Origin of the sequence: Vreelandella zhaodongensis, from assembly GCF_013415115.1 — a bacterium.
Classification (GTDB): Bacteria; Pseudomonadota; Gammaproteobacteria; order Pseudomonadales; family Halomonadaceae; genus Vreelandella; species Vreelandella zhaodongensis.
On record NZ_JACCDD010000006.1, the window covers coordinates 178,132 to 201,924 of the forward strand.

Below are 23,793 nucleotides of genomic sequence, written 5' to 3' on the forward strand. Positions count from 1 at the left end.
GCATGGCTAATCAAGCTGCTATCGAGCTTTGCCATCTTGGTCATCGTACGTATTTGCCTGTTTGGGAAGCGATGCGAGAGCTAACAGACACGCGAGATAGTACGACGCCTGATCAATTCTGGCTTGTCGAGCATGACCCTGTTTTCACCCAGGGGCAGGCAGGCAAGCCAGAGCATTTGTTGATGCCTGGTGATATTCCAGTGGTTAAGACAGATCGCGGCGGGCAAGTTACCTACCACGGCCCAGGCCAGATAGTGCTCTATCCATTGCTAGATGTGCGGCGTGGCAAAGTTGGTGTGCGAGATTTGGTGACTGCGCTAGAAAATGCCGTGATTGCGGTGCTTGCCTTATATAACGTGGCAGCTTGGGCTAAGGCCGATGCGCCTGGGGTGTATGTTGATACGCCCCATGGCGAAGCCAAAATTGCCTCGCTCGGCCTGCGTATTCGAAGAGGGGCGAGCTATCACGGTGTTGCACTGAATGTCGATGGTGATTTATCGCCCTTTGAGCGTATCAACCCTTGTGGTTATGCGGGTATGAAGGTGACGCGACTCGCTGATTTAGTGGCATTGCCACCTACATCAAGCCAAGTAGGCGACCAGCTGGCAGCTGCATTAGCTGAACTACTGCGTCGTGAGTTGGTGGATGCTAGCTAGTTAGCGCTTTGATTAGGCTCAGAAAAACCAACTACCTGCACATAATGCCCACGATGAGGTTACTCATATTTGAATGGCGTGTGTGCAGGTAGTTGGTGGTAGTTAGCTCACCCAACATTAAATGCAGGTATGCGGTTAGCGTCAGGTTCCTGGCCGGGGACGGCAGCGGGTGATGCAAGACCCAGGTTGTTTTTCTCAAAGACACGATCAGCGCGATAGCTTGAGCGAACCAATGGGCCGGAAGGCACTTCCATAAAGCCTTTTTCAAGGCCAAGTACGCGATAGCGGTCGAACTCTTCTGGGGTGACCCAGCGCTCTACGGCCAAGTGGTTTTTGGTTGGTCGTAAATATTGGCCAAGCGTTACGATATCAACGCCAATCTCTCTTAGATCATCGAAGGTTTTAAGTATTTCTTCGTCAGTTTCACCTAAACCAAGCATTATGCTGGTTTTGGTAATGACGTTCGGGCGATGCTGTTTGGCATGTGCTAGCACGTCCAGCGTTTTACGATAACCAGCGCGAGGGTCGCGCACTTTACTGGTAAGGCGCTCGACAGTTTCGACGTTCTGGGCAAACACTTCCAAGCCAGAGTCAACAACGCGCTCGATAGCGGCTTTGTCTGCGTCAAAATCGGGTGTTAGTGCTTCTACAACCACTTCCGGTGTGCGGGCTTTAATAGCCTTAATACAGTTGGCATAGTGCGTAGCACCGCCGTCGTCCAGGTCATCACGGTCGACGGAGGTCAGCACGATGTAGCGTAGCCCCATCAACTCAACTGATTTGGCGGTATTTTCCGGTTCATCTTGATCTAACCACCCTTTGGGGTTGCCCGTGTCTACGGCACAGAACCGGCATGCGCGCGTACAAACAGATCCCATTAACATGATGGTGGCGGTGCCATTGCTCCAGCACTCGCCCATATTAGGGCAGTGCGACTCCGCACAAACTGTGCTTAAGCGATGCGCAGAGACGTTCTTTTTAACCGCCTCAAAGCGTTCGCCACCGGGGATCTGAGCACGCAACCACTTGGGTTTGCGGTCAAGACTAGGAGGCGCTTCTTCTGACTGAGATTTACGTTGCTTCATGCCGTCTTTAATGACCGACATGCCATGCTCATTGCGGAATTTTTCGCCGCTAGGGACACGCGTTGTGGGGTTGTTGCTCATAGGAGAGAGCCTCTCTACTGTGCGGCAGGCAATGCCCAAACGTTGTGGCGTTTAACCATATGTTGTGGCGATGGCATTTTAAAGCCATGGCGTTGACAGTTGGATCGCCTGCGCGAATACATGCCAAACCCTGAATATTCTGAATGATACGTAGGTAGTAGGTTAATGTAACATATCTGTTGGTTAACAAGACACTAAGCTCTCTTTATCGACCCACTAAATAGACAGCCTACTATAGTGACAGTAAAGGGAGGCAGGAAACGCCATGGCTAGGCAAAGGGCTAGAGGGTGCTTGGAAATGTCGGCGAAAATCTGCCAAGTGCTCCCTGATAAAACGTAAAAAAAGATCGGCCACCGGCGTCGGGAAATGGTCGCGACGATAAACTGTGCACCACGAACGACGAATGGGAAAGTTAGGTAAAGGTAGTTCCGATAGCAAGCCTTGTTCCAATTCAAGTTGAACGGCCAGGCGTGGCAAAACAGCAACACCCAAGTGAGCCATAATGCCTTGTTTGATAGCCTCATTCGTGCCTAATTCAATGCGGTGGGGAAGGCCTACCTCCTGGTCAGCAGCCAGCTGCTCAAATGCGTTGCGCACCCCAGAACCAGGTTCGCGCATCAATAGATAGTGTCGCGCAAAGTCGCCCAGCGTTGGCGTTTTCATACTAAGTAGCGGATGCTCTGGCCATACAACAGCAATCAGCTCATTTTCAAGGATGGGCATGACGACTAAGCCTTCATCTTCTGGAACCATGGCCATAATCACGACATCGTCTTGTTGTTCGGCTAGCCGCTCTAGCGCTTGGCTGCGGTTGCATACTTTTAAGCGTATGCGTACGTCTGGATACCGTGCTCTGAATCGTGCCAGCAAGTACGGAACAACGTATTGAGCTGATGAAACGGCAGCTATATTGAGCTCACCACAAATTTTACCGTTAATCTCGGACAGGTTCATTTGCAACCGGAAAAGCTGCCCAAAGATTTCGCGAGTAGAAAGTGCCAGTGTATCGGCAGCGGGTAGCGCGTGCAGGGTCTTGCCAGCATATTTGAACAGTGGCTGGCCAAGGGCAAGCTCAAGCTGGCGTATCTGAGCACTAACCGCAGGCTGGGTAAGGCCTAGCTGTTCAGCTGCACGTGAGTAAGAGCGCTGACGATAGACTGCTTGGAACACCTGTAATTGTCGGAAGGTTAAACGATTGAGTAACGTAGGGGATGACATAACAGCCTCTAGTAATACACCCTCCGAAGATAGAAAGTGCCGCAAAACAAAAATCTCAGCATACCAGCTGGAAATGCTATCACTGATGATGTGTGGGTGTCTTTATGACAACAATGATGAAATTGCAAAGGTAAGCATCGACGTTACGCAGTGAGTGGCCTAAACTATATTGCATTGCAGCATCATCGCTTCGTGGTTGGTGTCTTGCATCAACCCAATGGGAGAATTTATGAACTTTCTCGCTCATCCTTTGCTGCCTGGTAATATGCTTAAAAGTATGTTGCCAGGAACGCCTGATCAATCAGCGGCTCTGCCGGGCGGTGAGGCCCTTGCTAGTGTGCTCGACCCCTTTGGGTTCGGGCGAGCTGCAGTGAGCTACTGGCGCGACAGTGTTGAACGTAGCGTTCTGTACTTAGATGTAATGCGTGAACGTGGCAACCAGTATCTTGAGCATATGGAACAAACCAAGCCAAATGTGCTGGGGTTTGATACCGAAGTGCTGGTTGATGGACGTACACTGCCGCACCCCACTAACTATGAGTTGCTTCGGGTGCTGCCGCCCAGCCATATCGAGATTGACCCAGACAAACGTCCTTTTGTGGTAGTCGACCCTCGTGCAGGGCATGGCCCAGGCATTGGCGGGTTCAAGCCTGATAGCGAGCTCGGAGTGGCGTTGAGGGCCGGGCACCCTTGCTATTTTATCGGCTTTTTGCCTTTTCCTGAGCCAGGGCAAACGGTTGAGGATGTTGTTGAGGCGGAGATTGCATTTTTACGCCATGTGATCGCTTTACACCCCAAAACAGCCGAAAAGCCGATGGTAGTAGGTAATTGCCAAGCAGGTTGGCAAATCATGATGGCCGCTGCGTTAGAGCCAGATGTATTTGGCCCGATCCTCATTGCTGGCGCGCCTCTCTCCTATTGGGCAGGCGAGCATGGTAAAGCGCCCATGCGCTATACCGGTGGTATGACCGGCGGAAGCTGGATTACCGCGCTGACCAGCGATATCGGTAACGGTCTTTTTGATGGTGCTTGGTTGGTGCAAAACTTTGAACGTCTTAACCCAGCCAACACCTACTGGAAAAAGCAGTACCATCTGTATGACAACATCGATACCGAATCAGAGCGCTATCTAGAGTTTGAGCGCTGGTGGGGTGGTCACGTGGTGCTGGGTGGTAACGAAATTCAGTATATCGTTGACAATCTTTTTGTAGGCAATCGACTTTCTACCGCTCAGTTAGTGACTCGCGATGGTCGGCGTATTGATTTACGTAATGTGCGTTCGCCTGTTGTCGTGTTCTGCTCGCGTGGTGACGATATTACGCCGCCGCCCCAAGCGTTGGGTTGGATCCGTGATTTGTACGAAGGCGAAGAAGATATCATCGCCAACGAACAGACGATTGTTTACTGCCAGCATGATACGACGGGACACCTAGGGATTTTTGTTTCTGGCAGTGTGTCACGCAAAGAGCATACCGAATTTACGGCTAACATGGACTATATCGATGTGATGCCGCCGGGACTGTATGAAACAACGGTCTCGCATGCCAGTGAGCGAGACGACGCAGAGTTACTTGAGCGTGACTACTTGCTTGAGTTTACGGCACGTAACTTTGAAGAGCTTGATCGTGACGTGATGCATAAGCCTGAAGATGACCGCCGGTTTGCAACAGTTGCGCGAATATCCGAAATAAACCTCGGTTTTTATCGGCTTTATGTTCAACCCTGGATTCAGGCCACCATGACACCTGAAGCGGCTCGTTGGATTCGCCGTATGCATCCCATTCGCCTCGGTTACAAGCTTCTTTCTGACCGTAACCCACTGACGGTGCCATTGCCGGTAATGGCTGACATGGTTCGCCGCCATCGTCAGGAGGTAGGTCAGGACAATATGTTTAAAGCAATAGAGACCATGCGCTCCGATCAGATTGTCGCTAGTCTCAATGCACTGCGTGATTTGCGGGATAGCACGACAGAAAGAATGTTCATGGATATTTATGGGCAACCTCTGTTGCAGGCTGCGGTTGGCTTGCATGGCGATGCGCATGTTCATCGTCGCCGTCCGGGTGCTGAGCCCGAACATCGCCGGTTTATTGAAAATCGTCAAAATGAGCTGCGCAATAAAATTGCCCAAGGCGGTTCGCATGAAGCAGTGATGCGTTCGGTTATCTACGTACTAGGTGGCGCTACTGCTACAGATGAGCGTAACTTTAAGCGTTTGCGCGCATCGCGTAGTGAACTTGAGCCGACGTCAACACTGAGTGAGTTCAAGCGACTCGTTCGTGATCAATTCTTTATTTTGAAATTGGATCGTGATCGTGCGTTATCGTGTTTGCCTGAGCTGTTAAAAGGTCAAAGCGATCAAGAGATTGATGGTCATATTGAGCATCTTGAGCATGTCCTGGCTGCAAGCGGTGAGCTTTCCGAGCATGTGGCAGAGCGATTTGCTCAGATAAAAGCACTGTTTGATCAAGCGCGTCCACCGAAAGCAGCGCAGCCAGCTGAAAGCACCCCAGTTACTGCCAGTAGTGCGGAGGCAGCGGCATCCAACGTAGCCAGCAAGCCCAAGTCTAGAACGGCATCGCGCAGGAAGCCCCCGCGCAAGCGTTAAGCATTGTGATAGGTTAATCTCCGCCCCTGTTTTATACAGGGGCGCTTTTTTTGTTTCCGTGTTTTGGGTTGCTGTCTGCGTATCGGCAGTCTAGTGTCTAGCTACGTGAGTAGCGAAACGATGTCTCGATGATCTCACGGTTCAGAATAAGTTTGTTACCTACGCGGCGGTTGTGACTGGCGCTTGTTGCAGGCCTGGGGTAGGGTAGGCGCATTTTTCTCATGGTCGTCAAGCGGTAACGGCGGGCGGCAACGTATTCAGAGCATGGGCGATAGCGCCTGAGCAATAGGAAAGTGGAGCACTATGGGCAAGTCACTGGTCATCGTCGAGTCGCCTGCGAAAGCGAAGACGATCAATAAATACCTCGGCAACGATTTCATCGTAAAGTCGAGTGTGGGTCACATCCGTGACCTGCCGACCAGCGGCTCAGGTAAGGCAGCCTCCGACCCGAAGGAGCGCGCTCGCCAGGCTGCGGCAACACGCAAGATGTCGGCGGATGAAAAGGCAGAGTATAAAAAGCGTAAGACCCATGATCAGTTAATTAGACGCATGGGGATTGATCCGGGTAATGGTTGGGAAGCGCGTTATGAAGTGCTCCCAGGCAAAGAGAAAGTCGTCGCCGAGTTAAAGAAGCTGGCTGAAAAAGCCGATGCCGTTTATCTCGCAACGGATTTGGATCGCGAAGGGGAAGCCATTGCGTGGCACCTGCGCGAGACAATTGGTGGCGATGACAGTCGCTACAAACGTGTGGTGTTTAACGAAATTACCAAAAACGCGATTCAGGATGCCTTTAAAGCGCCAGGTACGCTTAATATCCCGCGCGTAGAAGCACAGCAGGCACGCCGCTTTTTAGACCGAGTTGTCGGGTTTATGCTGTCGCCTTTGCTGTGGGCCAAAATTGCCAGGGGCTTATCAGCAGGTCGTGTCCAATCCGTCGCGGTTCGTCTAATTGTTGAGCGTGAGCGAGAAATTCGTGCGTTTATCCCTGAAGAGTTCTGGGATGTGCATGCGGATCTCGCTTCTCCAGATGGCGAGCTAGTCAGGTTTGCACTGGTACGTCAGGATGGCAAACCCTTCCGTCCCACCTCCGAAAAAGACACGCTTTCACGTATTGAGCAGCTGCGCAAAGCCAAGCTTGCGATCACCTCTCGTGAAGATAAACCGACGAGCTCCAAACCTTCCGCGCCGTTTATTACCTCAACGTTGCAGCAGGCCGCCAGTGGCCGGCTAGGGTTCTCCGTCAAGAAAACCATGACCATGGCCCAGCGTCTCTACGAGGCTGGCTATATTACCTACATGCGTACCGACTCCACCAATCTTTCAAAGGATGCGGTAGAGAGCGCCCGTTCGTTTATTAATGACGAATATGGGGCTCGCTACCTGCCAGAGTCTCCTAACCGGTACAGCAGCAAAGAGAGTGCCCAAGAGGCCCACGAAGCGATCAGGCCCTCTAGCGTTGAGCGTAAAGCCACAGACCTCTCTGGTATGGAGCGAGATGCAGAGCGCCTCTACGAGCTGATTTGGCGCCAATTTGTTGCTTGTCAGATGACGCCTGCGGAGTACCTGTCTAGTACGCTGAGTGTCGAGGTTGATGGTTACGACCTGCGTGCCAAGGGTCGCGTGCTCAAGTTTGACGGTTATACCCGGGTAATGAAGCCAACCGGCAAAAATGAAGACCAAAGTCTGCCAGATTTGCCGAAAGGTACGGCGATGGCGCTGGAGAAGCTTGATCCGCAGCAGCACTTTACCAAGCCTGCGCCACGTTATACGGAAGCCAGTTTAGTAAAAGAGCTAGAGAAACAAGGCATTGGTCGTCCTTCTACCTATGCTTCCATTATTTCCACGATTCAGGATCGTGGCTATGTAAAGCTTGAAAATCGCCGTTTCTACGCCGAGAAGCTGGGTGATATCGTTACCGAGCGACTAAAAGAGTCCTTCCCCGACTTGATGGATTACTCGTTCACCGCGCGTATGGAAGATAGCCTTGACGAAGTGGCCGAAGGTGAGCGCAACTGGCAAGCGCTATTAGATGCTTTCTACGACGAGTTCAGCCAGGAGCTTAGTAAGGCAGAAAGTGAAGAAGGGATGCGCCCTAATCAGCCGGTTCCCACGGATATCGACTGCCCAAGCTGTGGCCGCAAAATGCAGATTCGCACGGCTTCTACTGGGGTCTTTCTCGGCTGCAGCGGCTATAACCTGCCGCCTAAGGAGCGCTGTAAAACCACCATCGATCTTATTCCTGGTGAAGAAGCCGTTGCTGAAGACGCGGGAGAGGAAGCAGAAACGAACGCGCTACGTGCCAAACGTCGTTGTCCAAAGTGTGGTACGGCCATGGATAACTACCTGATCGATGAGGGGCGTAAACTGCATATTTGTGGTAATAGCCCTGATTGCGATGGTTATGAGGTTGAAGCAGGTAAGTTCAAAATCAAAGGCTACGACGGCCCCATTATCGAATGTGATAAATGTGGTTCCGAGATGCAGCTTAAGTCAGGCCGCTTTGGTAAGTATTTCGGTTGCACCAATAGCGAGTGTAAGAACACGCGTAAATTATTGCGTAGTGGGGATGTAGCGCCGCCTAAGATGGATCCGATCCCTATGCCAGAGTTGGCCTGCCAAAAGGTAGACGACCACTACGTGCTGCGCGATGGTGCCAGCGGCTTATTCCTTGCGGCCAGCAAGTTTCCAAAAAACCGTGAAACTCGTCCGCCGCTGGTAAAAGAGCTAAAAGCGCACGCCGATGAGCTGCCAGAAAAATATCACTTTATTCTAAAGGCCCCCAGTGAAGATCCGGATGGTCGCCCTGCACAGATTCGTTATTCGCGAAAAAATAAAGAGCAGTTTGTGATGACGGATGAAGAGGGTAAAGCCACCGGTTGGAAAGCAACCTTTGAAGCAGGCAAATGGCACGTGGAGGATAAGCGGAAGTGAGCCCGCGTTCGCGAACCAATCAGTTGCTCTATCAAGCGGAGCTACTTACTCATCTCTCCATTGCTGATGATGAGCATTCTGTCGCTAGCCAAATGGCGATAGAAGAGAGCGCCTTGGCGCTCTTTGAGCTTGCCTTGAACTCATTACTTAAAGAAGTGACCGAACATGCTCGTCTAGACAGCCATAATTGGCAGCGGCTACTTGCTAGTGATGGCCCTGCCGTTGCTGAGTTGCAGCGACTGCGTGACACGATGCAGCGGCAGGACAGTTGGCTGTGCTGGCTAGTGGGCCAATTAGAGAAACTACATAGTGATGAGGGGGCAGCACGACGTGCGGTACAAAGCCCTTCAATGATTGCCGTGGGGAGCCAGCTGTCGCTCACTGAGCAATTGCTAGATAACCTTCAAGCCGCAAAGCATGACATTGCGTCGCTGCGTGAGACCAGCCAAGAGTGGTGACCATAACGGGGGCAGAGAGTTTTGAACACCTGCGACATGGCCAGATAGGATGGCCTAATAGCCATGGATGAACGACCGCCAGCAAACATTTAAGAGCGTAAAGGCATCAAATCATCGTTGAAAAACCATGTGGTTAACAGCTTGCCATGCAGATGAGCCTTATTTCGTGTGTTAAAGCACTGACATTTGCGCCATGAATAGGGTATAACAATCGCCATAAATGCTTTGTTGGCTGGTTATGCTGGCCCGTATTGAGAGCAATAATGATGCCCGTGAATCGTCGCCGTTTTTTAGCGTTAGCGCTAGGCTGGCCTGTTGTGGCCAGCGCAGCAACTACCAGTGCCTTAACTGATTATCAATCAACCGACCTTGTGGAGACTCTGCTTTCCCGTGCAGCGACACCCAGGTATAGCGATGAACTATGGTTGTTGATTGATGATAAAGAAGCCACATTAAGTGTATTCCGTGGTAATTCACTAGTGGAGCGCATTGCCCCTGTTTCTCTTGGGCGAGGTGGCGCAAAAACGCAGCGAGTGCGGGGTGGTAATGTCACTCCGCTGGGTGAGTTCCGAATTAATCGATTTAATTACGAAAGTCAGTGGCATATCTTCATCGGTATCGATTATCCTACGCCACCTCATGCGCGAATGGCTCTTGAAAAGGGCATCTATTCCCAAGCGGATTATGATGCGTATTTTGATTACTACCGGCGCCACGGATCTCCGCCGCAAAATACGGCACTGGGTGGCGCTATTGGTATACATGGTATCGGTGGTGGTGATCCGGATATACACGGTCAATTTCACTGGACCCAAGGGTGTGTTGCTGTGACTAACGAGCAAATAGAGCGTGTCGCGTCGTTGGTGGGAGTTGGCACTCGCGTAGTGATCCGCTAAGCTTGTGAAGCTGAAGGAAGTTTTAGGTTTTGAATGCGTGGCTATAGACAACCGCTGTTGTCTGTTATAAAACAGCGTTTGACTTGTGTGCCTTGGTGCCTAACCTTGGTACAAGTCGCTGCACAGAACCTGCATTGCAGGTAGACATAGTTAAGCTAACGCTTTAGCATTAATTGTGTCATACCCTTAACGTTGTACCCAAGGAAGACTCAAGGAGAACACTATGACTCTGAAGAACACTCTGAAGATGACCGCCGCTGCCGCTTCACTGGCAATCCTAGCTGGTTGTGCTTCTACCAGCGCTCTGGAAGAAGTTCGCATGACTGCTGAGTCTGCGCAGGCTGATGCCGCAGAAGCACGCAGCATGGCTTCACAAGCAATGAACACTGCTAACCAAGCTCAGCGCGACGCGCAAGCTGCTCTGCAGATGTCTCAGCAGAACCGTGAAGAAATGAACCGTATGTTCCAGCGTTCCATGCAGAAGTAATTCTGCCTGGGCCCTAAACCCCAACAGGTTTAGTGGTTGCTGTAGATGTAAAAAAACCCCGCTTTGGCGGGGTTTTTTTATGCCTATCGTTTAGGCGTCTTTCTCAGTATGAGTGCTTGTGGACAGCTCAATTTCTTCAAACAGGCCATCTAGTTGCAGAGGTTCTTCTTCAGGGGTTGGGGCGGGGGCTTGAGGGCCATAAAGTGCGACCAGACGGCCGTCAGGGTTTTCTACGGCTAGTTTGACCTGAGCGTAATCTACTTCTACTTGATCGGCGGCAAGCTCACTTACACGCTCGATGGCGTTAAGCAGAGGCTCAAAGTCGCCAACGTTCTCTTCAAGCTGAGGGTATGATTGAACAAACAGGGTGCCGTCTGCTCCCCAGCCTGCTTTAAAGGGGGCATCCATTAGGTTGACTTTCGTGCCGCTTGGTAGGCGCTCATAAAGTGATTCAATATCTTCTGGATACATGCGAATGCAGCCACGGCTAACTCGCATGCCCACGCCTTCAGGGCGGTTAGTGCCGTGAATCAGATAGCTGGGCATCGCCAATAAAATAGCGTGACGACCCAGTGGGTTGTTAGGCCCGGGAGGTACAATGGAGGGGGCCGGCTCGCCACGGGCGGCTGCTTCACGGCGCATAGAGGCAGGCGGAGCCCAAGCAGGGTCTTTTACCTTCACTGTCGTGCGGGTAATGCCGATCGGCGTTGCAAACTCTTCTCGACCGACGCTAACAGGGTAGGTTTCGACAATGCCTGGGTTGTCAGCGGGGTAGTAGTACAGACGTAGCTCGGAAAGGTTGACGACAACACCCTCTCGGGCCGCTGGCGGTAGAATGTAGCGTGCAGGAATGACAACTTCCGTTCCTTCGCCAGGCACCCATAGGCTGACGCCAGGGTTGGCCATGCGCATTTCTTCGTAGCCAATGTTGTGCCGACGAGCAATATCAATCAACGTGTCTTTTGGGTTGTCGACGACGACCGTGTAGTGCTCACCGATAATGTCGCCACTTTCCGGTAGATGGAAGTGCCCACGAGGCAGCTCACGTTTCTCAGCAGCATCTTCGGCGCTGGCCGTTGCTTCGGCAACTTCTTCAGTAGCTTCTTCAACAGCTTCTTGAGAAAGCTCTTCAGAAAGCGACGTGGGTTTGTCGTCTTGTTCAGAGGAGGGCTGAGCATGAGCGGGGCCCGTAAGGCTTGCTGCCAACAAAACAGCCAGGCTAGTAGGGCCCCAAAGGTTAAAACGCTTACGAGTGTTCATGATGGTTCCTAATCAATGTATGCACAGCTAATACATAGTGAAATGAGCGTGATTTGCCGCACTGCGCTGCTTAATGACAAGTTTGCACCAAGGTTCACGCCGCCGCTACTTTTTGATTAAGGGTTGTGAGTAGAGCCTCGACTGTCTCAAAGCGCTGTTCGACCGTTTCCATTGCAAATTCAAACCGTAAGGTATCTGAACCATCCAGGCGGTAATGCTGTGGCGAGGTCTGTATCAATGTCACAAGCGTTAGAGGATCGACCTGGGTGGTATTGTTGAACAGTACTCTTCCGCGGTTTTCGCCAGCTTCTATGCGGGCAACGCCAAGTTGTTCAGCGCGATGGCGCAGCTTGGTTTGGCGGATAAGGTTTTTCAGCGGCTGAGGGAGTAGGCCAAAACGGTCAATTAGCTCAACCTGTAGCTCTTTTAGTTCAGCATTGCTCTGGGTGTTGGCGATGCGTTTATACATCACTAGGCGCTGCTGTACGTCGTGAATATAGTCGTCAGGAATCAACGCTGGCAGGTTGAGACTAATTTCAATACCAGTATTGAAAGGGGCATCTATATTGGGTGTTTTGCCCGCACGGATAGCCTTCACAGCGCGATCCAGCATTTCCATATACAGCGTATAGCCGATGGTTTCCATTTGGCCGCTTTGTTCGTCGCCGAGCAGCTCGCCAGCGCCGCGAATCTCCATGTCATGACTTGCTAGCGTAAAGCCCGCACCCAGGTCGTCAGAGGCGCTAATTGCTTCCAGGCGTTTAACTGCATCGCGGGTCATGGCCTTGGGTGGTGGCGTTAGCAGGTAGGCGTATGCTTGGTGGTGGCTGCGCCCAACTCGGCCACGAAGTTGATGCAGCTGCGCTAAGCCGAACTTATCCGCGCGCTCAATCAAAATAGTGTTTGCACTGGGGACGTCGATGCCCGTCTCAATAATGGTGGAGCAGACCAGTACATTAAACCTGCGGTGATAAAAGTCTGACATCACTCGTTCAAGGCTGCGTTCGGGTAGTTGACCATGGGCAACGGCAACTCGTGCTTCTGGTACTAACTCACGAATTTGCTCAGCGGCGTTCTCGATGGTTTTAACTTCATTATGCAAAAAATAAACCTGGCCGCCGCGCAATATTTCACGCAGTAATGCTTCTTTAATGACGCTGCTATCCCGCTGCTGTACAAAGGTTTTAACTGACAAGCGCCGCGCCGGTGGAGTGGCGATAATCGATAGGTCGCGGATTCCGCTCATGGCCATGTTCAGGGTTCGGGGAATCGGTGTGGCGGTCAGTGTAAGAATATCGATTTCTGCACGTAGTGTTTTCAGTTTCTCTTTTTGTGCAACACCAAAGCGGTGCTCTTCATCAATGATTAAAAGCCCCATTTTGGGGAGCTCGACGCTTTTCGAAAGCAGTTTATGGGTGCCGATTACAATATCGGTCTGGCCGTTTTTGATGCCTTCTAGGTTTTGTGTCATCTCCTTGCCGCTGGTAAAGCGTGAGATAAGGCTAATGTTAACTGCCGTATCGGCGAAGCGGTCGCGGAAGTTTTCAAAATGCTGGCGTGCTAACAGCGTAGTGGGCACAAGTACCACGACCTGGCGACCTGTTTGTACGGCAAGAAAAGCAGCACGCATGGCGACTTCTGTCTTGCCAAAGCCGACATCGCCGCACACCACACGATCCATTGGCTGAGGCGAGATCATGTCACCTATAACGGCCTCAATAGCAGCCTGCTGATCGGGGGTTTCTTCAAATGGGAAGCTGCCTGAGAAGCGCGCGTACTCATCGCCTGGCGCGTCATATATAAACCCTTCCTGAGCCTCTCTTCTGGCATAGATATCGAGTAGCTCAGCGGCAGTGTCGCGAATTTTTTCAGCTGCTTTGCGGCGCGCTTTTTCCCACTGGTCTGAGCCCAGCTTATGTAGCGGAGCGAGCTCATCATCGGCACCGCTATAGCGTGAGATGAGATGGAGGCTATCAACAGGGACATATAGCTTGGCTCCATCGGCATAAGCGAGCGCTAAAAACTCGTTGGCTTGGCCGCCTGCATCCAGGGCTTCCAGGCCTAAATAGCGTCCTACGCCGTGGGCTTGGTGAACAATGGGGGCGCCTTCTCGAAGTTCGGATAGATGGCGCACCGCTAGCTCGTTGTCATCGGTGGCTTTTTCGCGTCGTCGGCTTTGGCGGACAACATCGCCAAATAGCTCTGTTTCGCTAATCACTGCGATGTCAGGCTCGGTGAGCCACAGACCGCTGCCTACCAAGCTTTCAGTGATAGCAATGCGATGGGAGCTGGTTAAGAAATCTTGGAAACTATCAATGTGGGGCAGTTTCAATTTAAGCGGTGCTAACACCTCTTCTAGCGCTTCTCTGCGACCCCGTGACTCGGCTACCAGCAGAATGCGCGTGTTGGTTTGTGTGTCGAGAAAGTGGGTCAGGTCACTAAGTGGCTGCTTGGCGCGGGCGTTAATAGCAAGTGCGGGCAGTTCTTGTGCTTGTGGTGCTTGCGCATGACGCTGACGGCTGTCGTCGGTCAGCTCAACACGTGGGCGGTCTTTGATCGCCGAGAAAACGTCATTAACCGCTATAAAGGCGCGGTGTGGTGGTAGTAGAGGGCGAGTGGGGTCAACGCCTAAGTTGGCGTAGCGTGACTCAATGGATTGCCAGTGCTGCTCGGCAGCTTCATAAACACCGGGCAGAAGCGCTACGCGGGTATCGTCAGTGACGTGTTCAAATAAAGAAGCAGTCTCGTCAAAAAATAGTGGTAAATACTGCTCCAGGCCGGGAGAGGGAATGGCTTTTAGGGCATCGTTATAAAGTGGGCATTGGCGTGGGTCGACATCAAATAGCGTTTCAAACTGTTCTCGAAAGCAGGCAATGGCGCTGCGGCTTAGCGAGTACTCATGAGCCGGAAGCAGTTCAATAACGTCGACTTTATTGGTAGAGCGCTGGCTGCCGGGATCGAAATGCCGCAGCGTGTCAATTTCATCATCAAATAAGTCAATACGAATCGGTTCATCCATACCCATTGCGAACAGGTCGATGATGGCGCCCCGCATGGCGTACTCGCCGGGTTCATAGACGGTCTCAACGGCACGATAGCCTGCCCGCGACAGCGATTCACGGAATGCTTCGCGATTAAGTGTGGCGCCCGCTTTCAGCGTCATCACTCGTCCAGCAATGTACGATACTGGCGGTAGGCGTTGCATCAGGGTATTGATTGGCACGAGAACAATGCCGCGAACGCCATCCTGGAGTAGGCGGAGTGTTCTAAGGCGTGCGGAGATAATGTCCTGGTGGGGGGAGAAGCTATCGTAAGGTAAGGTTTCCCAGTCAGGAAAAGGCAACACAGGAACGTTGCTATAGAATGCCAGGTCCTGCTCCAGGCGCTGAGCGCTGGCAGTACTTGGCGTAATAACCAGTAGCGGGGCGCGTGACGCGATCTGAGCTAACGCTAGGGCAGTCGCACTGCCCGGCGGCGCTGTCAGATAAAGCGTGTCGCGAGTCCCTGATGGCTGGGGTGGTTCGAGCAGAGAGAAAGAGGGCATAGTTACGGTATCGTGTTGCGCTGAAACGGAACCTGGATCATACACGATCAGTACTTTCAGGCAGAACCCTAGGCTAAGTGTGCTCGGTAAGGGTGAGTGGTGATGCACTATTTCTTTTTGTAGTCAATCCGCTCTTTCTGTAATACCCCTACATGTTGTGCGACTATCCATTCATTGCGGCACGCTATTAAGCCCAGGATAATGCCCAATGAAAACCCTTTTCACTACTCAATGAGGCCGCACGTGAGTCAGCAAGCTCTCGAAAACGTTTTTCAGGAATGGCAAAGCAACGAAGCTCTGGCTGAGCAAATGATTCCGTTAGTGGGTCGGCTGTATCGCCAGAACAATGTGGTTGCTACCATGTTCGGTCGTTCCCTGATCAAGCGGTCGGTCATTCGGATTCTGAAAGACCACCGTTTCGTGCGCAAAATTGAAGGCACAGAACTCTCGGTTGAAGATACTTTCCCCATCGTGCAGGCGATGAGCGAGATGAATCTTGGACCCGCCCATGTCGATGTTGGCAAGCTTGCGGTTAGTTTTAAACGCCAGGGCGGCGGTGATCTAGATGCTTTCCTGCGCAAAGAGCTTGCTGAGATTATTGATGGCTTTCAGCCGGGTGGCAGCAAAGGTGAGCCTCAGGATGTCGTGCTTTATGGGTTTGGGCGCATCGGTCGTTTGCTAGCACGGGTGATGGTTGAAAAAGCGGGGGGCGGCAACTTGCTGCGCCTGCGTGCGATTGTAGTGCGCGGCCGTGGCGATGTGGCTAAAGACCTTGAGAAGCGTGCTAGCCTGCTTCGCCGAGATTCGGTGCATGGCCCCTTCGATGGGACTATTTCGGTCGATGCTGAAGCGCGTACTCTTACTGTGAATGGTAACGTGGTTCAGGTTATTTACGCCGACTCTCCGAGTGAAATTGATTACACCGCTTACGGCATCAATAACGCTGTGATCGTTGATAATACTGGGATCTGGCGTGATGAAGCTGGTCTTGGTCAGCACCTGGAGTGCAAGGGGGCTGCAAAAGCGCTGCTGACGGCACCAGGTAAGGGTGATATCAAAAACATCGTGTTTGGCATTAACCACGACACCATCGGCGACAGCGACCGTATCGTATCGGCAGCTTCTTGCACGACTAACGCCATTGTGCCCGTGCTTAAAGTGCTCAACGACGAATATGGTGTGGTGACGGGGCATGTGGAAACCGTCCACGCTTACACCAATGATCAGAACCTGATCGATAACTACCACAAAGGGGATCGTCGTGGTCGTAGTGCAGCCCTCAATATGGTACTTACCGAGACAGGTGCTGCTAAGGCGGTTGCCAAGGCGCTGCCTGAGCTTGAAGGTAAGCTAACGGGTAATGCCATTCGCGTGCCGACGCCCAACGTTTCCATGGCTATTCTGAACCTGACGCTGGAAAAGGGCACCGATGCTGATGCGCTGAACGACTACCTGCGTCGCATGTCGATTGACTCGTCTTACCAGAAGCAAATCGATTTCGTCGATTCGGCAGAAGTTGTGTCGTCGGACTTCGTTGGTAACCGCCATGCAGGGATTGTGGATGCCAAAGCGACCATCGCCAACGGTAATCATGCTGTCGTATATGTGTGGTATGACAACGAATTTGGCTATAGCTGCCAAGTTATTCGTATTCTCCAGCACATGTCGAATGTGGAGTTTTTGAAGTTGCCGCATCAGGCAAATTAAAGCGTAAACGCTGAATTAGTCGCATATGCGGCGCTTTTAACGGCAGATGATTGTAAAACGCCACCTTCGGGTGGCGTTTTCGTGTCCGCGCTAGGCGATATAAAAGCGCATATAGCACTTTTGGAGGCCATTAGGGATGTGGTCATTAGGCGCGCTTATCTTTATAATACGATAGATTTTTCGGGGTGGTTCAAGCTTGCTTGATCCGGACTGGTAACAATCTGAGCAGAAAACAAGAATTCACTGAGCAGAAAATAAGCATTCGAACCCCTTACCTTCGTATATCCGATCCATCAACTGGGCGAGACTATGATCGAAGTCAAAAAAGGCCTGGATCTCCCCATCACGGGAGCGCCCGAGCAGCGTATTGAAGATGCGCGGCCTGTGCGCCACGTGGCAATCCTGGGCACCGACTACGTTGGCATGAAGCCAACAATGGAAGTTCAGGAAGGGGATAAGGTCAAACTAGGCCAATTACTCTTTACCGACAAGAAAATTGATGGCGTGCGCTTTACAGCACCCGCCAGCGGTGAAGTAGTAGCTATAAACCGTGGCGAAAAACGTCGTTTGCTGTCTGTCGTTATTAAAGTCGATGAACATGAAGAAGCGATGACATTCGCCTCTCATGATCGTGGGGCTTTAGGTCAGCTCGAACGTCAAACTGTTGTCGACCAACTGGTAGAATCAGGCCTATGGACTGCCTTGCGCACCCGGCCCTTCTCGCGCACACCAGCGATTGATGGCGTTCCTGCCGATATTTTTGTCACTGCTGTGGATACTCACCCACTCAGCGCTGACCCGGCGGTAGTCATTAACGAAAATACCCAAGCATTTGAAGACGGCCTCAAGGTGCTAACCCGCCTGACCGAGGGCAACGTTTTTCTGTGTACGGGTGCTGACACCTCCATTCCTGGCGGGGATGTAAGCGGTGTACAAACCGAAAGCTTCGCAGGTCCCCATCCTGCAGGTCTGGTCGGTACGCACATTCACTACTTGTCGCCTGTCGCACTGCACAAGAAAGTGTGGCACATCGGTTACCAGGACGTGATTGCATTTGGCAAGCTGTTTGTGGAAGGCAAGCTGGACATGAGCCGCATCATTGCGGTAGGTGGTCCACGCGCTGAGAAACCTCGTCTGCTTCGCACCCGTATTGGTGCTAGTACTGAGGAACTCTTGGCAGGGGAGGTCATCCAACCTGACGACACCCGCGTTATTTCAGGTTCTGTGTTCTCTGGTTTTGCCGCTGAAGGCAGTTTGACTTACTTAGGGCGTTTCAATAGCCAAGTGAGCTTGCTAGAAGAAGGCAATAAGCGCACCTTTTTGGGATGGCTATCCCCAGGTGCCAACCGCCACTCAATAATGGGCATCTACCTCTCCAAAATCAAAGGCCTGAGCAACTACGCGCCGACTACCTCGACAAATGGTTCTGAGCGAGCCATGGTGCCGGTAGGCAACTATGAACGCGTAATGCCGTTGGATGTAATGCCAACACAGTTACTCCGTTCGCTGATTGTGGGCGACATTGAGGTTGCCATGCAGCTTGGGTGTCTTGAGCTGGACGAAGAGGATCTGGCGCTGTGCACTTACGTTTGCCCAGGCAAATATGAGTACGGCCCCATCCTGCGCGACAATCTCACCATGATCGAGAAAGAGGCCTGATGATGGGTATTCGACAAACACTCGATAATCTCGAGCCGCACTTCCATAAAGGTGGTAAGTACGAAAAGTTCTATCCGCTTTATGAGGCGATAGATACTGTTTTCTACTCACCGCCCAGCGTTGCGAAAACCACTTCCCATGTGCGTGATGGTGTTGACCTTAAGCGCATCATGATCACAGTGTGGATGTGTACCTTCCCTGCCATGTTCTTTGGTATGTGGAGCGCTGGTTGGCAAGCCAATACCGCGATTGATGCAGGTTATGCATCCATGAGCGGTTGGCGTGAAGCGATCATGATGACCCTGGCATCTGGACATGACCCGGGCAGTCTATGGGCTAACTTTGTACTGGGTGCAACTTACTTCTTACCTATTTACCTCGTTACCTTTGTGGTAGGTGGTTTCTGGGAAGTGTTGTTCGCTATCAAACGTGGTCACGAAGTTAACGAAGGCTTCTTTGTAACGTCAGTTCTGTTTGCGCTGATCCTGCCGGCAACGATTCCTCTTTGGCAAGTTGCGTTGGGTATCACCTTCGGTGTTGTCATCGGTAAAGAGATCTTCGGTGGTACAGGTAAAAACTTCCTGAACCCAGCGCTAACAGGCCGTGCCTTCCTTTACTTTGCTTACCCGGCGCAAATTTCCGGCGATGCAGTATGGGTTGCCGCTGATGGCTATACTGGGGCGACTGCGCTCTCTATGGCATTCCAAGACGGCATGACGGCACTGACCAGCACCTACAGCTGGTGGGATGCCTTCCTTGGCTTCATACCCGGCTCGGTAGGGGAAGTGTCTACCTTGGCGATTATGATTGGTGCCGCCGTGTTGCTGTGGACCAGAATTGCCAGTTGGCGAATCATGCTAGGTGTCTTCCTGGGGATGGTGGTTACCAGCACACTGTTCAACCTGATTGGTTCGGATAGCAACCCCATGTTCGCGATGCCCTGGTATTGGCACCTTGTCATTGGTGGTTTTGCCTTCGGTATGGTGTTTATGGCAACAGATCCCGTATCTGCTGCGATGACCAACCAGGGCCGCTTGCTGTTTGGCGCGCTGATCGGTGTTATGACCGTTCTGATCCGTGTTGTAAACCCGGCGTTCCCTGAAGGCATCATGTTGGCCATTCTGTTCGCCAACCTGTTTGCACCGCTGATCGACCACGTGTTCGTCCAGGCCAATGTGAAGCGTCGTCTCAAGCGTACTGGCGTACCGGCCGAGGAGACTGCCTAATGGCACAAGGTAACAACTCCATCAAGAAGATCCTGATCGTAGCGTTTTCGCTGTGTATCGTGTGCTCGGTAATCGTTTCGACGGCAGCCGTAGCTCTGCGTCCCGCACAGCAGCTCAACCAGGAACTTGACCGTAAAACCAATATTTTACGTGTAGCTAATCTGTACGAGCGTGGCATGGACGTGGAAGCGGCATTCCGCGAAGTGACGCCGCGAGTGGTGAATCTTGAAACTGGCGAATACTCCGACCAGCATGATCCGGAGACTTTCGACGGTTTTGAGGCGCGCCGCGATCCAGCTTCCTCACGCACGCTTTCAGGCGAGCGTGATCCAGCTGGTCTGTCTCGTGTAGAGAACTACGCTACTGTTTATCTCGTTGGTGATCCTGATAACCCCGAGCAGATCATTCTGCCTATCCGTGGCCAAGGGCTATGGGGTCTGATGCGCGGTTTCCTTTCTGTGGAAGGTGACGGTAATACCATCGTTGGCATTACCTACTTCGAACATAGTGAGACGCCGGGCCTCGGTGCCGAAGTGAATAACCCGCGCTGGCAGGCTCAGTGGGAAGGTAAACAGGTCTTTGACGACGAAGGCGCCTTGATACCTGCCATCCGCGTAGCCAAAGGCAGCGGCAGTGGCGATCACGAGGTAGACGGTCTCTCAGGTGCCACCCTGACCGCCAATGGCGTCAACAACATGCTGCAATTCTGGCTTAGCCCAGAAGGCTTCGGTGAATATCTAGCCAAGTTCCGCAGCAGCGTCGATCAAGAAGACGCACAAGACGCTGACGTTGAACTCGAAGCGGAAGGAGCCTGATCATGGCAGATGCAAATGCTAAAAGCGTCTTAACGGCGCCGATCTTTAAAAATAACCCTATTGCACTGCAAATCTTAGGTATTTGTTCGGCACTAGCGGTGACCACCAGCATGAGCGTGTCGCTGGTTATGTCGCTAGCGGTTATCTTCGTTTGTGCATTCTCTAACTTGTTCGTATCGTTGATTCGGCATCACATTCCGTCTTCGATTCGTATCATTGTTCAGATGACCATCATTGCTTCGCTGGTTATCGTCGTTGACCAGATCCTTAAAGCTTATGCTTATGAAATGTCTAAGCAGCTGTCAGTCTTTGTGGGTCTGATCATTACCAACTGTATCGTCATGGGGCGTGCGGAAGGCTTTGCGATGACCAATACGCCTAGCATGTCATTCCTAGATGGTATTGGTAATGGCCTTGGTTACGGCGTTGTATTGATGATCGTTGGTTTTTTCCGCGAATTGCTGGGTTCTGGCAGCGTATTTGGCCTCACTATTCTGCCGACTGTGCAGAACGGCGGCTGGTATGTGCCAAACGGCATGATGCTGCTACCACCTTCAGCTTTCTTTATTATCGGTCTGCTGATCTGGGTAATCCGCTCTACGCATCCTGAGCAAGTAGAAGATAACGAGTTCAAGATGAAGCACAACACCAAGCCGAAGGAGGCCGTGTAACATGGAACACTATCTAAGCCTTTTCGTTGCTTCGGTTTTTGTTGAAAACTTGGCACTGGCGTTCTTCCTGGGGATGTGTACGTTCCTAGCGGTATCCAAGAAAGTATCTGCTGCCTTCGGCCTGGGTATTGCGGTTATTGTCGTACTGACGATTGCTGTACCGGTTAACAACTTGGTGTTCAATCTGCTGCTAGCAGAAGGTGCGTTGTCTTGGACGGGCGTCAGCGGTGCTGAAAACATCGACCTGTCGTTCCTGGGTCTTCTGAGCTACATCGGTGTTATCGCCGCGCTTGTTCAGATCCTGGAGATGTTCCTGGATAAATATGTTCCTGTGCTTTACAACGCACTGGGCGTATTTTTGCCGCTAATCACCGTTAACTGCGCCATCTTAGGTGGCGTACTGTTCATGGTTGAGCGTAACTACAACTTTGGCGAATCCGTAATCTACGGTTTCGGTTCCGGTGTTGGTTGGGCGCTAGCAATTACTGCCCTGGCCGGTATCCGCGAGAAGCTGAAGTATAGTGACGTGCCTGGTGGCTTACAGGGTCTTGGCATCACGTTCATCACCGTTGGCTTAATGTCATTGGGCTTCATGTCCTTCTCAGGCATTCAGCTTTAACCGGAGCCGGTTTTCTCGGCAGCTTACGCTGCCGAGGTACAGAAAACCTTCAGCAATAGGAAACCGACATGGTTGATACATCTGTCATCTTGCTCGGTGTTGTCATGTTCACGGTCATCGTTATTAGCTTAACGGGGATCATTCTGGCAGCGCGTAGCAAGCTAGTGAGTAGCGGGGACGTGACGATTGAAGTCAACGGCGACCCCGAACATACCCTGCAGACTCAGGCTGGTGGTAAGCTTCTTAACACCTTGGCCGCAAATGGTATTTTCCTCTCGTCAGCCTGTGGTGGCGGTGGTTCTTGCGCCCAGTGCAAGTGTCGTGTGGAAGAGGGCGGTGGCTCTATTTTGCCTACCGAAGAATCGCACTTCACCATGCGTGAGAAGAAAGATGGCTGGCGTCTCTCTTGTCAGGTGCCTGTTAAACAGGACATGAAAGTAGAAGTGCCGGAAGAAGTCTTCGGCGTTAAGAAGTGGGAGTGTGAAGTTACCGCGAATCCTAATGTCGCGACCTTTATTAAAGAGTTGAACCTGAAGCTGCCCGAAGGCGAAGAAGTTGCCTTCCGCGCCGGTGGTTATGTGCAGCTGGTAGCGCCGCCTTACGATATTAAATTCGCCGATTTTGACATCGAAGAAGAGTATCGTGGTGATTGGGAAAAATTTGATATGTTCAAAATTTCCCATAAGAATAACGAAGAAGTTATTCGCGCCTACTCCATGGCTAACTATCCGGATGAAAAAGGCCTCCTCAAGTTCAATATCCGTATCGCCACGCCACCTCCTGGCACCAGCCACCCGCCGGGTCTGATGTCGACTTACGTCTTCAACTTGAAGCCAGGCGACAAAGTTACCGTGATGGGGCCATTTGGTGAGTTCTTTGCCAAAGACACTGATGCGGAAATGATCTTTGTCGGTGGTGGTGCCGGTATGGCACCAATGCGTAGCCATATCTTTGATCAGCTCAAGCGCTTGAAGTCTCAGCGTAAGATCTCCTTCTGGTACGGTGCACGCTCCTGGCGTGAAACCTTCTACAATGAAGAGTACGATCAACTGGCGGAAGAGTTCCCGAACTTTGAGTGGCATCTGGCCTTGTCAGACCCACAGCCAGAAGATAACTGGGAAGGACCGACAGGCTTCATCCACAACGTACTGTATGAAAACTATCTAAAGGATCACCCAGCGCCTGAAGATTGTGAGTACTACATGTGTGGGCCGCCCATGATGAACGCGTCTGTTATCAAGCTATTGCTCGATATGGGCGTAGAGCCGGAAAACATCCTTCTGGATGACTTCGGCGGCTAAGGCTGTCTGTTAAAAACTGCCTGCGGGCACATACGGGGCTGGCCTTTGGGTCAGCCCCGTTTGTATATGGATGTCGAAAAAAACCACACCGCTGAGCATTTTTGAGTGTGTGAGGTACAATAGCTGGCAGATGTAGACAATAGTGAAAACGTGGCACTTACTGACATGGCCGTTGTCTGTAGGTGAGCAGTCAATGCAATGGTGGGAGGTACGCATGACAATCTGGCTACTGGTATTTGGTTTTATGGCACTGGTAATGACCGCCATGGCCGTGGGTGTTCTCATGGGGCGTAAGCCTATCGCGGGCTCCTGTGGTGGTTTGAATCAATTAGGTTTAAAAGAAGGCTGTGATATCTGCGGTGGTAAAGACGAGGTTTGCGAAGAAGAGAATCGTAAGCGAGTAAGCGAGCGTCGCCGTAGCGATGAAAGTCGCGGTGCTGACCTGGGGTACGATGCAACGCGTCGTTAATCATTTTTTGCTATGTATTTAATTTTGCCTTGTATTTAACCACGTAGCACCATAAACGCTCGCTAAACAGGCGGGCGTTTATGTATGTGTTTATAGAATAT

At 51.8% G+C, this 23,793-nt stretch carries 18 protein-coding genes; 14 read left to right on the forward strand and 4 right to left on the reverse strand.

Annotated features, from left to right (window positions below):
• Positions 1–2 precede the first annotated feature (2 nt).
• Positions 3–656: a lipoyl(octanoyl) transferase LipB gene (gene lipB, locus HZS79_RS11995; protein WP_179928003.1), complete on the forward strand. Its 654-nt coding sequence runs from the start codon at positions 3–5 to the stop codon at positions 654–656.
• 107 nt (positions 657–763) lie between these two features.
• Here lipB and lipA read toward each other — a convergent pair whose 3' ends face one another.
• Together lipA and HZS79_RS12005 are read right to left on the reverse strand one after the other, a co-directional pair.
• Complete coding sequence (lipA, locus tag HZS79_RS12000) at positions 764–1,822, reverse strand: lipoyl synthase (protein ID WP_162219224.1); 1,059 nt, start codon at positions 1,820–1,822, stop codon at positions 764–766.
• Positions 1,823–2,054: 232 nt separating this feature from the next.
• On the reverse strand, positions 2,055–3,041 hold the full coding sequence (locus tag HZS79_RS12005; protein WP_162219223.1) for a LysR family transcriptional regulator: 987 nt from the start codon (positions 3,039–3,041) through the stop codon (positions 2,055–2,057).
• 229 nt (positions 3,042–3,270) lie between these two features.
• On the opposite strand from HZS79_RS12005, the gene HZS79_RS12010 reads away from it, so the two are divergent.
• The 5 genes from HZS79_RS12010 (at position 3,271) to HZS79_RS12030 (ending at position 10,421) form a co-directional block, all read left to right on the forward strand.
• Positions 3,271–5,649 (forward strand): DUF3141 domain-containing protein, encoded by a 2,379-nt coding sequence (locus HZS79_RS12010; RefSeq protein WP_179928004.1) that lies wholly within the window; start codon positions 3,271–3,273, stop codon positions 5,647–5,649.
• A gap of 303 nt (positions 5,650–5,952) precedes the next feature.
• Complete coding sequence (topA, locus tag HZS79_RS12015; protein ID WP_162219221.1) at positions 5,953–8,580, forward strand: type I DNA topoisomerase; 2,628 nt, start codon at positions 5,953–5,955, stop codon at positions 8,578–8,580.
• Positions 8,577–9,038 carry a DUF6586 family protein gene (locus HZS79_RS12020; RefSeq protein ID WP_162219220.1) on the forward strand — a complete coding sequence of 154 codons (462 nt, stop codon included), beginning with the start codon at positions 8,577–8,579 and terminating at the stop codon, positions 9,036–9,038. The genes topA and HZS79_RS12020 overlap by 4 nt, the downstream gene beginning before the upstream one ends.
• 263 nt (positions 9,039–9,301) lie before the next feature.
• Positions 9,302–9,934, forward strand: coding sequence for a L,D-transpeptidase family protein (locus HZS79_RS12025; RefSeq protein WP_179928005.1), 633 nt, complete (start codon positions 9,302–9,304; stop codon positions 9,932–9,934).
• Positions 9,935–10,157: 223 nt separating this feature from the next.
• Complete coding sequence (locus HZS79_RS12030; protein WP_162219218.1) at positions 10,158–10,421, forward strand: Lpp/OprI family alanine-zipper lipoprotein; 264 nt, start codon at positions 10,158–10,160, stop codon at positions 10,419–10,421.
• 90 nt (positions 10,422–10,511) lie between these two features.
• Here the strand turns inward: HZS79_RS12030 and HZS79_RS12035 are convergent, their stop codons facing one another.
• Positions 10,512–11,681, reverse strand: coding sequence for a L,D-transpeptidase family protein (locus HZS79_RS12035; protein WP_162219217.1), 1,170 nt, complete (start codon positions 11,679–11,681; stop codon positions 10,512–10,514).
• A 94-nt stretch (positions 11,682–11,775) separates the two neighbouring features.
• Positions 11,776–15,225 carry a transcription-repair coupling factor gene (mfd, locus tag HZS79_RS12040; RefSeq protein WP_179928006.1) on the reverse strand — a complete coding sequence of 1,150 codons (3,450 nt, stop codon included), beginning with the start codon at positions 15,223–15,225 and terminating at the stop codon, positions 11,776–11,778.
• Positions 15,226–15,468: 243 nt separating this feature from the next.
• Between mfd and HZS79_RS12045 the strand changes: the two genes are divergently transcribed.
• The 8 genes from HZS79_RS12045 (at position 15,469) to nqrM (ending at position 23,692) form a co-directional block, all read left to right on the forward strand.
• Entirely contained in the window at positions 15,469–16,932 is a 1,464-nt protein-coding gene (locus tag HZS79_RS12045; protein ID WP_179928007.1) for a glyceraldehyde-3-phosphate dehydrogenase, read from the forward strand.
• A gap of 309 nt (positions 16,933–17,241) precedes the next feature.
• Complete coding sequence (locus HZS79_RS12050; RefSeq protein ID WP_162219214.1) at positions 17,242–18,591, forward strand: Na(+)-translocating NADH-quinone reductase subunit A; 1,350 nt, start codon at positions 17,242–17,244, stop codon at positions 18,589–18,591.
• Positions 18,591–19,817, forward strand: a complete 1,227-nt coding sequence (locus HZS79_RS12055) for an NADH:ubiquinone reductase (Na(+)-transporting) subunit B (RefSeq protein ID WP_162219213.1) — start codon at positions 18,591–18,593, stop codon at positions 19,815–19,817. The genes HZS79_RS12050 and HZS79_RS12055 overlap by 1 nt, the downstream gene beginning before the upstream one ends.
• The gene (locus tag HZS79_RS12060; RefSeq protein WP_162219212.1) at positions 19,817–20,632 is read left to right on the forward strand and encodes a Na(+)-translocating NADH-quinone reductase subunit C; all 816 of its coding nucleotides are present in this window, start codon (positions 19,817–19,819) and stop codon (positions 20,630–20,632) included. The genes HZS79_RS12055 and HZS79_RS12060 overlap by 1 nt, the downstream gene beginning before the upstream one ends.
• Before the next feature lie 2 nt (positions 20,633–20,634).
• Entirely contained in the window at positions 20,635–21,303 is a 669-nt protein-coding gene (locus HZS79_RS12065; RefSeq protein ID WP_162219211.1) for an NADH:ubiquinone reductase (Na(+)-transporting) subunit D, read from the forward strand.
• Between the two features lies 1 nt (position 21,304).
• A complete protein-coding gene (gene nqrE, locus HZS79_RS12070; RefSeq protein ID WP_162219210.1) occupies positions 21,305–21,922 on the forward strand; it encodes an NADH:ubiquinone reductase (Na(+)-transporting) subunit E in 618 nt (205 codons plus the stop codon).
• Between the two features lie 68 nt (positions 21,923–21,990).
• Positions 21,991–23,223, forward strand: a complete 1,233-nt coding sequence (gene nqrF, locus HZS79_RS12075; RefSeq protein WP_162219209.1) for an NADH:ubiquinone reductase (Na(+)-transporting) subunit F — start codon at positions 21,991–21,993, stop codon at positions 23,221–23,223.
• A 214-nt stretch (positions 23,224–23,437) separates the two neighbouring features.
• The gene (nqrM, locus tag HZS79_RS12080) at positions 23,438–23,692 is read left to right on the forward strand and encodes a (Na+)-NQR maturation NqrM (RefSeq protein WP_162219208.1); all 255 of its coding nucleotides are present in this window, start codon (positions 23,438–23,440) and stop codon (positions 23,690–23,692) included.
• Positions 23,693–23,793: the final 101 nt, after the last annotated feature.